The organism is Sandaracinaceae bacterium, assembly GCA_016706685.1.
Lineage (GTDB): Bacteria > Myxococcota_A > Polyangia > Polyangiales > Houyiibacteriaceae > JADJJE01.
The window spans coordinates 22,233-34,700 of sequence record JADJJE010000041.1 but is presented as its reverse complement, the minus strand read 5'-3'; the positions used below and the strand labels follow the sequence as shown (position 1 = coordinate 34,700).

Here is a 12,468-nt window from a genome sequence, read left to right as displayed (position 1 = left end):
GACGGCATCAGCTCACGGGGGGTGCGAGGGCGAGCGCACCGGTCACCAGGAGACCGCAGGCCAGCATGAGCATCACCAGCGACGTCAGCGTGGCGCCGCCGAAGTTGAGCTGCGTGGTGGATCCATCGGCGCGGATCCCCGCGGCGTGAAGGACGCGCGCGAGCACGAGGGCAACCCCAGCCCCGTGCAGGGCGGGCGCCGAGAACCCGTTGACCTCCCCCAGCGCGAGCAGCACGAGCCCCATGGGCACCCAGGCGACGAAGCTCGCCAAGCGCTCGGCCTCTGCCGTGGGCGGCGTGGCGGCTCGCCCGAGCGTGAGGCTGGTGGTGGTGCGCGGCGTCCCCACGCGCGCACGGCCAGCACCAGGTGCAATGCGCCGAGGAGTCCAGCGTAGAGGGCGGTCGTCGAGAGCGTCATCACCGGCTGCATACCAGGTTGGCGGCGCGCACGGCGTGTCCTTCGCCTTCGCGCTGGGCCCACGTGACCACCGCGTGCCCACCGAACACGTCGGCGTGCACGTTGCCGGACTCCACGTCGCCCGCGGTGACTGAAGCGCGCGCCGATCTCGGCGGTGGCAATGTTCAAGATGGCGCCCCAGATGCGCGTGCGGTCTCCGAGGTCCTCGGACCAGAACAGCACGTGGGCACCGTCCACCTCGATGAGCGCAGGGCTGAACGCGCCCACCGCGTCATTCACGCCCGTGATGGGGCGCATGGCGTCGCTGGTCACCAACCGCACGAAGGGCGGCGCGCCGCGCTCGCGGTCGCTGATGACCGACGCTACGGGCGGAGGAACCACGGGCCAGTCCACGGTCTCGGCGGCGCCCTCACGCAGGCCATCGGCGCCCATCACCACGCGCGTGGCCCGCGGCGCGTTCGCTGAGCCGTAGAGGATCACGGTGCGGTCCGGCAGGTTCTCCACAATCTCGATGCGCAGCCCGTGGCGCACGGCGCGGCTGACGGCTCGGGCGCGATCTGGCGCCATCGCGGCCGGTCCTCGGCCGGCGCCGCCAGGTTGATGCGGTGACCCAGGAAAGCGATGCGGCCGTTGCCCGTGTCGTCGACGTCGGCGGCCATGTAGGCCACGTCGCCGTTCACCGCGAGGTCCACGCCGAGGCCCCCGGTGGTGGTGTGGCTGCCGCCCATGTAGAACGAGCGCCTGCCGAACGCGCCGGGCGGCGCCGTGACGCCGCAGGCGCAGCCGTTGACTGGGTCGGGGTCGCAGCTGCAGCCCAAGAACACGGGCACGTCGCCGATGCGCTCGAGCCGGCCGGTCTGCGCGATGCGGCCGGTGGTGTCTTCCTCTTCCGGGAAGCACTCGGGCGGCGTGGACGGGACGGGCAGGGCGGCGGGCACGGGCACGGGAATCACCGTGGCGAGCGGCGCCCCCTGGCAGCGCGCAGGCGGTCGGCGCGCCTCGTGGAGGATGACGGCGTGCTCGGCCCCCACCATCACCAGCGGCGCGCGGCGGTTGGCGATGACCACGGTGCCGCCCGCCGGCTCGAGGTGGCATGACGTGGGCGGGCCTGCAGGAGCAGCTGGCGCGGCTTCAGCAGCAGGCGCAGCGGGCGCCTCAGCCGCCGTGGGCGCGGGGGCAGGGGCCGCCGGCGCGAGAGGCGCAGCGGGCGCGCCCGTCGCGGCAGGCTCTTCGCCGCCACACGCGACCAGCAGGCTCGCGGTGAGCCAAACCCAGGAGTGTCGACGTGGTGGAGACACGGACGTGGCGAGTGCGACGAGTGGCGCGGACGGCGAGTAGCGCATTTGACCTGCTGGGCTGGGGGGTAGTGCAGCCTACGGAGGACATGAGCATCTCTCCCCTCGGCATGCGAGGAGACTACACGAAGCGGCCGCTACGCCCAGACACTCTTGTGGAGGCCCACATACAGTGCCTAGCGCCGTCTCCGCGTCCGGCTTGCCCGCGGCGACCTTCGCGTCGGGGTCGAGGCCGCTGTCGTGCGCCACACCAAAGCGCGCCACGGCCAGTGCGCGCTCGAGAGCGACCAGCGCGCGATCCTCCGCCGAGAGCTGCGTGGTGAGCCACGCCGCCAGGTCCCACGAGAAGGCCGCGTGGTGCGTCTCGTCGCGCGCGATGTGTTTCGGCTGCCCCTCCGCCACCCGCGTGTCCCTGTCGCGCGCCGCGCCTGATGAGTGGCCACCAGCGGCCCCGGGCGTCTTCCCCGCATCGCAGCCCCGCGCGCGTTCTCGAGCGCGCTGTCGAAGGGCGCCGTGAGGGGGGAGGGCGGAGGCCAGCATCTCCGGGACCGCGCGCGACCGTCAGCCTCCTCCCTACCGACTCGGCAACGAACACCTTGCGCCAGCTCCGCCAACTGGTGCACGTGCCGCGCCCGTCGTCCCGGCCCACTCGCGCGCGTGCCACTAGTTTCGCTCGGGCCCCGAGCCACAGCGGCTCGCGCGCCAGGCGCCTGAACGCTACCACCGCGCTGGTTCGAGCACCGCCATCTCGGCGTAAGTACGATCCCGGGTCCGCGTGGCCGTCCCACGCAGGCGGCGTAACGTCGCTGGTCAGGCGTCCGGATCACGCACCCGGTCACCCAATCTCGACGACGACCGACCGACGAACGGTCGCTGTCCCGTCGGGGGCAATCAGCAGGATGTGCTCGGACCGCATCGTCCCGGGTCCACACGTGTCACCCGTGGTCGTCAGCACCTCGATGCCCTCGTCGGTGACTCGCGTGTTCGGACCATCGCACAGCACCCGGTGCCCCGCCGCGAACCGTGCGATCAACATGGCCTCTTCGGCGTTGTCGATGGTCCCCAGGAAGGCGCGCAGCTCCTCGTCGGTAGTGACCACCCCCACCTCGTCGCCGCGTGTCCAGATGAGCTGGTAGCGCGTCGCGTACGTCTCGAAGGGCGAGTAGGGGTACCCGAACCCCGTCTCGGTGGGAAGGCCATCGACCTCGGCGAGGCAGGCCCCATCACCGCCACCCCGCAGAGCGCAGCTGAACGAGCTGTCCGGCCACCGGCGCGGTGGCGGCACCGCGGCGCCGCTCCCATTGTCCTGAAAGACCCGCCGGATGGCCAGGTAGTCGACCGCGCTCGCAGGCTCAGCAGCCTCCAAAATCAGGCCCTCATCGCACGACGTGGTGTCGAACCCCACGCGGCTCAGCCTGTGCGTCTCGGAACAACCCGCAGCCTGCGTGGCCAGCGTGGCGATCGAGAGGTCGGTGAAGAGTCGCCGGAGACGTTCGTAGGTGGTCATGGGTACCTCTAGAAAGTGTAGTCGACGCCGAGACGAGAAGGGCCAGGGCGGACCTTCGCACGTCACGTGGCACAGACTGCGTCCCCTGCCTCGGCAGCGCACCCCGGAAGCGCCCAAACGAGGCGTCACCATGGAGGGCGAGGGGCGTCCTGGAGCGGTTGCTTACGGGCCCCAGTACACAAATGAGCGAAGCCAGTGCCAGCCAGGGAGGCATCTGAGTGCAGCGCCAGCGTGAGCGCACCTCGCAGACCAGGGATGCCCCTGCCCTCCTCGCGACCACCTCTCCGGGTTGGGATCCCTTTCGGGTGGAGCTAGCCTGCCGGGGGATTTACTTCCGCCCCGTCTTCGTTTAGACATTGAATACTCATTCAGTCGGCACGCCCAGCGGCCGAACCAACAGGAGCCACGATACGACCGGAAGGATCGGTCACGACGCCCCTGAAGCCGGTCTCGCTGGTGACGGGCCTGATCGACGCGCTGCGCGAGCGGCAGCCCAACCTCGATCTCGACAACGTGGACGACCTGGTGCTGGGCTGCGTGACGCCCGTGGGTGACCAGGGCGCCTGCATCGCCAAGACCGCGGCCATCGCGGCGGGCCTGCCGGACACCGTCGCGGGTCTGCAGATCAACCGCTTCTGCGCCTCCGGCCTCGAGGCCGTGAACCTGGCCGCGCAGAAGGTGCGCTCGGGCTTCGAGGACATGGTCCTCGCGGGCGGCGTGGTCCGTGAGTCCATGCGGCGCACGGTCCGGCGGGCGCGAGGCCATGGACCCCCGCCACCAACACCTCCGGCTTGTGCCGCAGGGCATCTCGGCCGGACCTGATCGCCACGCTCGAGGGCTTCACGCGTGAGGACGTGGACGCCTTCGCGCTGCGCTCGCAGCGCCTCGCCAGCCAGGCCTGGGCCGAGGGCCGCTTCGCCAAGAGCGTGGTGCCCGTGAAGGACCAGAACGGCCTCGTGGTGCTGGACAACGACGAGTACATCCGCGGCGACGCCACCATGGAGGCGCTGGGCAACTTGAAGCCCGCGTTCACCATGATCGGCGAGATGGGCGGTTTCGACGCGGTGGCCCTCCAGAAGTACCACGCGGAGAAGATCGAGCACGCACACGGCCGGCAACAGCTCCGGCATCGTGGACGGCGCGGCGCCAGTGCTCATCGGCAACGAAGAGGCCGGCAGGCCATGGGTCTCAAGGCGCGGGCGCATCGTGGCCATCGCCGTCACGGGCACCGACCGACCATCATGCTGGCCGGCCCCGCCCCGCCGCCCAGCGGGCGCTCGCTCGCGCGGGCATGACCGGACGACATCCAGATCTGTCCGGGAGATCAACGAGGCCTTCGCGTCCGTGCCGCTGCGCTTGGCCAAGGACATGGGCATCGACCCGACAGCGTGAACGTGAACGGAGGCGCCATCGCCATGGGGCATCCACTCGGAGCCACGGGCGCCATGATCCTCAGCACCGTCCTCGACGAGCTCGAGCGGCAGAACAAGCGCTACGGCCTGGCCACGCTGTGCGTCGGCGGCGGCATGGGCATCGCCACCATCATCGAGCGCATCTGAGTTCCCACGGAAACGCGAAAGGTACAAAGAACATGACTGAGCAGACCGCAATCCGCTGGGACCTGGGCCAAGACGGCATCGTCACGCTGACGATGGACGACCCCAACCAGTCCGCGAACACCATGAACGAGCTCTACCAGGAGTCCATGAAGCGCACCGTGGCGCGGCTCCAGGGCGAGGTGAAGTCGGGCGCCGTGAAGGGCGTGATCCTGACCTCCGCCAAGAAGACCTTCTTCGCCGGCGGCGACCTGAAGATGCTGAGCGAGGCGCAGCCCGAGAACGCCGCCGACATGTTCGCGCACGTGCGCGAGATCACCGGCAGCTGCGCGCCCTCGAGACGCTGGGCGTGCCCGTGGTGGCGGCCATCAACGGCGCCGCCCTCGGCGGTGGCCTCGAGATCGCGCTCGCATGTCACCACCGCGTGTGCCTCGACGACCCGCGCATCCAGCTGGGCCTGCCCGAGGTCACGCTCGGCCTGCTGCCCGGCGGCGGCGGCATCGTGCGCACCGTGCGCCTGCTCGGCGTGCAGAAGGCCATCATGGACGTGCTCGTCCAGGGTCCGCGCCTCAAGCCCTCGCAGGCGCTGGCCACCGGCCTCATCCACGAGCTGGCCAAGGACGCCGACGACATGCTGGCAAGGCGCAGGCGTGGCTGCTGGCCAACCCGAAGGCCACGCAGCCCTGGGACGCCAAGGGCTACAAGATGCCCGGCGGCACGCCCAGCAACCCCCAGCTCGCGGGCAACCTGCCGGCCTTCCCGTCCAACCTGAAGAAGCAGCTGAAGGGTGCGCACTACCCGGCGCCGCGCGCCATCATGAGCGCCGCCGTCGAGGGCGCGCAGGTGGACTTCGACACCGCACAGCGCATCGAGAGCCGCTACTTCGTGGAGCTCGCCACCGGGCGCGTCGCGAAGAACATGATCAAGGCGTTCTTCTTCGACCTGCAGAAGATCAGCAGCGGCGCCAGCCGTCCGAAGGACATCCCGCAGACGCTCCCCAAGAAGGTGGGCATCCTCGGCGCCGGCATGATGGGGCAGGGCATCGCGTACTCCACGGCCACCGTGGGCATCCCCTGTGTGCTGAAGGACGTCACGCTCGAGGGCGCCGAGAAGGGCAAGGCGTACACCGCCAAGATCCTCGAGAAGCGCGTATCGAAGGGTGCCATGACGCGTGAGGCGGCGGACGCCACGCTCGCGCTCATCGAGACCACCGCCGAGGCGAGCGGGCTCGCGGGCTGCGACATGATCATCGAGGCCGTGTTCGAGAGTGTGAGCTTGAAGGCCAAGGTCACGCAGGAGGCCGAGGCCGCCGCCGCGCCGGGTCTGCTGATGTGCAGCAACACCTCCACGCTGCCCATCACGGGCCTCGCCAAGGCGTCGAAGGATGCGACCCGCTTCATCGGGCTGCACTTCTTCTCGCCGGTCGACAAGATGCCGCTGGTCGAGATCATCATGGGCAAGGAGACCTCGGACGAGGCGCTCGCCATGGCGTTCGACTACGTGGTGAAGATCAAGAAGACGCCCATCGTGGTCAACGACAGCCGCGGCTTCTTCACGTCGCGCGTGTTCGGCACGTTCGCCATGGAAGGCGTGTCCATGCTGGCGGAGGGCTTCGCGGCCAACTCCATCGAGCAGGCCGCCTTGCAGGTGGGCATGCCGGTTGGCCCGCTGGCCGTCAACGACGAGGTCAGCCTCGAGCTGGGTCGCCACGTGCGCGCCGAGATCAAGAAGGCGCTCGAGGCCGAGGGCAAGGCGTACACCGCCACTCCGGCCGACACCGTCATTGACAAGATGTGCGTGGAGCTGAACCGCAAGGGCCGCGCGGCCGGCGGTGGCTTCTACGACTACCCCGAGGGCGGCAAGAAGAACCTCTGGCCGGGCCTCAAGGAGCACTTCCAGCGCGCGGACGGCGGCGTCCCCAGCCCCCACCAGTTCCAGGACCTGAAGGACCGCCTGCTCTACATCCAGAGCATCGAGACCATTCGGTGCCTCGAGGAGAAGGTGTTGCGCTCGGTGGCCGACGCCAACATCGGGTCCATCATGGGCATCGGCGCGCCGCCTTGGACCGGTGGTCTCCTGCAGTTTGTGAACTACGTGGGCCTGCCCGAGTTCGTGCGCCGCTCGGAGGAGCTCGCCATCAAGTACGGCGAGCGCTTCACGCCGCCGAAGCTCCTGCGCGAGATGGCGGCCAGCGGAAAGACCTTCACCAAGTAGTCCGGGCACGCGCCTGATGACCACACGCAGCGGCGGGCTCTTCGGGGCCCGCCGTTTTGCGTGCTACACCCGGCCCGCATGGCAAAGCTCTGGCTCCTCGCGATGGTTGGCGCGCTCGTCGCGGAGTACGTGGCGATGTACGTGTTCCCGAAGCACTACGCGAAGCTCGCGTTCATTCCGTTCTTGAGCCGCGAGGAGCCGCTCATGCGGCGGCTGGTGGCGGCCGCCTACCGTGACGCCACCCCGAGCGCGCTCACCGTGGGGGAGCTGGGCCTCGAGGGCCTGCGCCACGACGACGAGGAGGCCGTGGGCGCCTGGCAAGACGGGCGCGGCTGGCTGCGCATGAAGTACAAGTTCTTCGGCTGGAACCGCACCATGGGCGTGGTGGCCATCCTTCCGCGCATCGCGGGGGACACACTGCGCCTCGAGACGCGCATGTTCCCGGCGTTCTGCTTGTCGCTGCTGCCCATGATGTTCTTGAACCCCAACCCGCGCTGGCTGGCCATGCTGCTGCTGGCGTTGCTGGTGGCCACGGGCGTGGCGGTGTTCATGTTGCGGCAGCGGGCGCGTGCGTCGCTGTCGGTGTTCCTGGACAGCATCGAGACCCGCGCGCATCGCACCCTGAGCCAGCGCCCGCGCTGAGGCGCGCCGAAGCGAGATCGAGGTACCCTCCGGCATGATCGAAGGCCGAGGCTCTCCCACGCACCCCACGCTGCTCTACGGCACGGCGTGGAAAGAAGACGCCACCGAGGCGCTGGTGACGCAGGCCCTCGTGGCAGGCTTCCGGGGCATCGACACCGCCAACCAGCGCAAGCACTACTTCGAGGCGGGCGTGGGCGCGGCGCTCCAGGCCGCGCTGGCGAGCGGCCGGGTGCAGCGCGCCGAGCTCTTCGTGCAGACCAAGTTCACGTTCGAGCGTGGCCAGGACCAGCGCTTGCCCTATGACCCGAAGGCGCCCGTCGGCACGCAGGTCAGGCAGTCCTTCGAGAGTTCGCAGGAGCACCTGGGGCTGCGCTACATCGACAGCTTGGTGCTGCACGGGCCGACGAACGGCGAGGGGCTGCACCGCAACGACCACGAGGCCTGGCGCGCCATGGAAGCGCTGGTGGGGCAGGGGGTGGTGGGCAGCCTGGGCATCAGCAACGTGAGCGCGGGGCAGGTGGCGGAGCTCGTGAAGTTCGCGCGCGTGGCGCCCCGCTTCGTGCAGAACCGCTGCTACGCGAGCCGTCGCTGGGACGGCGACGTGCGCGCCCAGTGCAAGCGCCACGGCATCGTGTACCAGGGCTTCTCGCTGCTCACGGCCAACGGCCCCGTGCTGGCGCGTCCGGAGCTGAAGACCATCGCTGCGCGCCACGGTGTGACCCCCGCGCAGCTGGTGTTCCGATTCGCCCTGCACGTGGGCATGCTGCCGCTCACGGGCACCCGCGACCCTGGGCACATGGCCGAGGACCTGGCCGCCGCGGTCATCACGCTGACCACGGCGGAGCTCAGCGCCATCGAGCATGGCTGACCGCAAACAGGGATACGAGAGAATGGCAGACGTTCTCCGACGGGCTGCTAGAGTCGAAGCGTGCTGACCCCGCTCGACCCCGCCCGCGTCGTCTACCGCTGGGACCTCGACAAGACGTACCTGCGGACCGAGTTCGACAGCATCCGGGACCTGCTGCGCACTGCGGTAGAGCCGGCCACCCGCAAGCGCACCGTCCCGGGGGCCTCCGTCCTGCTGCGCGAGCTGCGCGCCACCGACCCGGCGGCCGTGTTCATCTTGTCCGGCAGCCCCGAGCAGATGCGCCGGGTGCTCGAGGCCAAGCTGCGGCTCGACGGCATCCGCTGGGACTCGTTCACGCTCAAGCCCAGCCTGGACAACCTGATGAAGGGGCGCTTCCGGGTCATCAAGGACCAGGTCAGCTACAAGCTGGAGGCGCTGCTGTCGGCACGCGTGCACGGCGAGCGCGACCACGGCGAGATCCTGTTCGGCGATGACGCCGAGGCCGACGCCTTCATCTACTCGCTGTACGCCGACCTGTGCGCCGGGCGCGTGGACAACCGGCAGCTCATGGCGGTGCTGGACGCCGCGCGCGTGTACCCCGAGAACATCGCCCAGATCGTGCGCACCGCGGGCCGGGTGCCGCGGGCGGACTGCGTGCACCGCATCTTCATCCACCTCGACCGCGTGTCGTCGCCCGCCATGTTCGAGGGCTTTGGCCCGCGCGTGTGCCCCTTCTTCAACTACTTCCAGCCTGCGCTGGTGCTGTTGGAAGACGGCCTGCTGGACCCACTGGCCTGCCTGCGCGTGGGGGCGGGCATCCTGCTCCAGCAGGGCTTTCACCCCAGCACGCTCAACGCGTCGTTCGCCGAACTGGCCAGCAAGCGGGCCATCGGGTCGGGCTGCGCCACGCAGCTGGCCGCCACACGCGCGGCGGTCACGCCCAACGTGTTCGCGGGTGCCACCGCGGGCCTGCTTCGCTTCCTGGACTCCGTCGAGGTGCGACTCGCGGAGCTTGGCCCTGCGCTCCCGCCCCACGCGGTGGACATCGACTATGTGGAGATCTTCGGGCGTGACCGGGAGCGCGCGCACGCCGCCAAGCGCCGCGCCCGCTGGCGTCCGCCCCGCTTCGGGTAGGGGGCCCTCGACACGGCGTGGCCAGGTTCATGCCATCGACGTGGCCGCCTGCTAGCATGGGCGGCGGTGACTCGACCCAGCGTACTCAATGGTCTCTTCGTGTTGGCCCTTTGCTTCGTGGGAGCGGGCTGCGGCGCGCGCACGGGGCTCCCAGTGCCCGACCTCGGCCCCGACGCGGGCGTGGACATGGGCATGGACGCCGAGGTGCCCTGCCTCGAGGTCCCCTTCGATGGCGGCATCGTGGAGGTGGAGCTCGAGACCGAGGCCCGCGTGGGCCGCGCCGACGTGGTCTTCCTCATCGACCGCACGCTCTCGATGTCCGCGGAGATCAACCGCATCCGGGACCGTCTTCGCGACCGCATCGCGCCCGCCATTCGCGAAGCCATCCCAGACTCGCAGGTGGCCGTGGCCAGCTTCGCGGACTTCCCCATCGCGGACTACGGCACCAGCGAGGACGGGGACACGCCCTTCACGCTGCACTCGTCCAGCAGCGCGGCCATCGAGTCGGCGCAGGGCGCCGTGGACAGCATCCGGCTCTCCAACGGGCTCGACCGGCGTGAGTCGCAGGTGGAGGCGCTCTATCAGGTGGCCACGGGCGCGGGCATCGGCAGCTTCGTGCAACCGTCCGTGGGCTGCCCCTCGGGTGGTATCGGCTACGCCTGCATGCGCACGGACGCGCTGCCCGTCATCATGCTCTTCACGGACGCGCAGTTTCACCAAGACCCCTTCGAGAGCGGGTCCAACTACCGCGGCATCTCGCCCACGCCACACACCTGGGACGAAACGCTGGGCGCGCTCGACGCCATCAACGCGCGCGTGCTCGGCTTCGACTCGGGAGGGGGCGCGCCGGCGCCGCCCCTGAGACGCCTGGCCACCATGACGGGCGCCGTGGACGACCGCGGGCAGCCCTTGGTGTTCGACATCGGCGAGTCCGGCGAGCGCCTCTCCACGGGCGTGGTGGACGCCATCCGCACCTTCGCGAGCACGGTCATCCAGGACATCTCCGTGATCGCCCAGGATCCCGACCGCAACGACGGCGTGGACGTGCTGCAGTTCATCGACGGCATCGTCCCGGCGCGCGCCATCCCGGCCGACGGGGTCAGCGGCATCGACGTGCCAGGGCAGGCCTTCCTGGGCGTGCGCGCCGGCACGCTGCTGGTCTACCGCGTGGCGCTACGCAATGGCGTGGTGGCCCCCGGCGTGGGCCCGCAGCGCTTCCGGCTGGAGCTCTTGTTCCGCGGTGACGGCAGCACCTTCATCGACAGGCAGATCGTGGAGATCGTGATTCCGGGCGCTGACGGAAGCGGTTGCGACGACCTCTTGGAGCTCTGACTCACGGCGCGAGGCCTTGCGTCTGCGCCCCAATGTGCGACGCAGCGCCGTGACTTTTGCAGAGCTCGGCTTGATCGATCCCCTGGTGCGCGCCGTCGCGGCCGCCGGGTACGAGAATCCCACCCCCATCCAGCGCGCCGCCATTCCCTCCGTGGTGGCCGGGCGCGACCTCCTGGGCTGTGCCCAGACCGGCACCGGGAAGACGGCGGCCTTCGCGCTGCCCGTACTCCAGCGCATCGACGCCACCGCCGGCGACGACCCCGCCATCCGCGCCCTGGTGCTCACCCCCACCCGCGAGCTGGCCGCCCAGATTGGTGAGAGCTTCGCCACCTACGGCGAGAACCTGGATCTCTGGCACACGGTGATCTTCGGCGGCGTGAAGGAGAACCCGCAGATCGCGGAGCTGAAGCGCGGCGTGGACGTGCTCATCGCCACGCCCGGCCGCCTGCTGGACCTCATGGGCCAGGGCCACGTCAACCTCACCAAGGTCGAGATCTTCGTGCTGGACGAGGCCGACCGCATGCTGGACATGGGCTTCCTGCCCGACGTGAAGCGCGTGGTGAAGGCGTTGCCTCAGAAGCGCCAGACGCTGTTCTTCTCGGCCACCATGCCGCCCGTCATCCGCGAGCTGGCCGAGTCGCTGCTCACGGACCCGGTGAGCGTGGCCGTGGCGCCCGTGTCGTCGGCCACCGAGCTGGTCACGCAGCAGGTGTTCTTCGTGGACCACGGTGACAAGCGCAGCCTGCTGGTGGACCTGCTGAAGCGCCCCGAGGTGACCCGCACGCTGGTGTTCACGCGCACCAAGCACGGCGCCAACCGCATCGTGGAGCACCTCGAGAAGGCCAAGATCTCGGCGCAGGCCATCCACGGCAACAAGTCGCAGAACGCACGCACGCGGGCCATGGACGGCTTCCGCGACGGCTCGCTGCCCGTGCTGGTGGCCACCGACCTCGCAGCCCGCGGCATCGACGTGAGCGGCGTGTCGCACGTCATCAACTTCGACCTGCCGAACGTGCCCGAGACCTACGTGCACCGCATCGGTCGTACCGGCCGCGCCGAAGAGACCGGCATCGCCTGGGCGCTGTGCGAAGACGAGGACCGCCCCTTCCTGGCGGACATCGAGCGCCTGATGAAGCGCCACGTGGAACGCGTGGAAGATCACCCGTACCCGCCGCAGCGTGGGCTGCCGCCGGTCACGGACCTGCAGGGGCGCTCGTCGCCGGGTGCCTCGCGTCCGCTCGGTGGCGGCGGTGGTCGCTCGGGTGGCGGCGGCGGTGGTGGTCGTCCGGGTGGCGGTCGCACGGGTGGTCGCCCGGGTAGCGGCGGTCGCTCGGGCGGTGGTGGCGGTGGCGGCGGTCGCCCGGGTGGTGGCGGAGGTGGTGGCGGTCGCTCCGGCGGCGGCGGCGGTGGCCGCTCGGGCGGCGGCGGCGGTGGGGGTGGCGGCAGCCGCTCCGGTGGTGGCGGCGGCGGCGGTCGCTCTTCGGGCGGTGGCGGCTCGCGCAGCGCCTGAACGTGCGTGTGGTG

9 protein-coding genes and 2 pseudogenes are annotated in these 12,468 nt (G+C 70.3%); 8 read left to right on the top strand and 3 right to left on the bottom strand.

From position 1 onward, the window contains the following. Positions 1-7: 7 nt before the first annotated feature. Positions 8-346: an MAPEG family protein gene (locus IPI43_29365; protein ID MBK7778175.1), complete on the bottom strand. Its 339-nt coding sequence runs from the start codon at positions 344-346 to the stop codon at positions 8-10. Positions 347-658: 312 nt separating this feature from the next. Here IPI43_29365 and IPI43_29360 point away from each other — a divergent pair, with 312 nt between their 5' ends. Then, positions 659-889, top strand: coding sequence for a hypothetical protein (locus IPI43_29360; GenBank protein MBK7778174.1), 231 nt, complete (start codon positions 659-661; stop codon positions 887-889). A gap of 4 nt (positions 890-893) precedes the next feature. Here the strand turns inward: IPI43_29360 and IPI43_29355 are convergent, their stop codons facing one another. After that, positions 894-1,715 carry a hypothetical protein gene (locus tag IPI43_29355; protein MBK7778173.1) on the bottom strand — a complete coding sequence of 274 codons (822 nt, stop codon included), beginning with the start codon at positions 1,713-1,715 and terminating at the stop codon, positions 894-896. An 832-nt stretch (positions 1,716-2,547) separates the two neighbouring features. Next, positions 2,548-3,219: a hypothetical protein gene (locus IPI43_29350; protein ID MBK7778172.1), complete on the bottom strand. Its 672-nt coding sequence runs from the start codon at positions 3,217-3,219 to the stop codon at positions 2,548-2,550. A gap of 366 nt (positions 3,220-3,585) precedes the next feature. Here IPI43_29350 and IPI43_29345 point away from each other — a divergent pair. The 7 genes and pseudogenes from IPI43_29345 (at position 3,586) to IPI43_29315 (ending at position 12,454) form a co-directional block, all read left to right on the top strand. Continuing rightward, positions 3,586-4,778, top strand: a pseudogene (locus IPI43_29345) (acetyl-CoA C-acetyltransferase). Positions 4,779-4,810: 32 nt separating this feature from the next. After that, positions 4,811-6,989, top strand: a pseudogene (locus IPI43_29340) (enoyl-CoA hydratase/isomerase family protein). 78 nt (positions 6,990-7,067) lie between these two features. Beyond that, a complete protein-coding gene (locus tag IPI43_29335; GenBank protein MBK7778171.1) occupies positions 7,068-7,631 on the top strand; it encodes a hypothetical protein in 564 nt (187 codons plus the stop codon). 34 nt (positions 7,632-7,665) lie between these two features. Then, positions 7,666-8,499, top strand: a complete 834-nt coding sequence (locus IPI43_29330) for an aldo/keto reductase (GenBank protein MBK7778170.1) — start codon at positions 7,666-7,668, stop codon at positions 8,497-8,499. A gap of 60 nt (positions 8,500-8,559) precedes the next feature. Beyond that, on the top strand, positions 8,560-9,612 hold the full coding sequence (locus IPI43_29325; GenBank protein MBK7778169.1) for a hypothetical protein: 1,053 nt from the start codon (positions 8,560-8,562) through the stop codon (positions 9,610-9,612). 99 nt (positions 9,613-9,711) lie between these two features. Continuing rightward, positions 9,712-10,944, top strand: coding sequence for a hypothetical protein (locus tag IPI43_29320; protein ID MBK7778168.1), 1,233 nt, complete (start codon positions 9,712-9,714; stop codon positions 10,942-10,944). 49 nt (positions 10,945-10,993) lie between these two features. After that, positions 10,994-12,454 carry a DEAD/DEAH box helicase gene (locus IPI43_29315; GenBank protein ID MBK7778167.1) on the top strand — a complete coding sequence of 487 codons (1,461 nt, stop codon included), beginning with the start codon at positions 10,994-10,996 and terminating at the stop codon, positions 12,452-12,454. Positions 12,455-12,468: the final 14 nt, after the last annotated feature.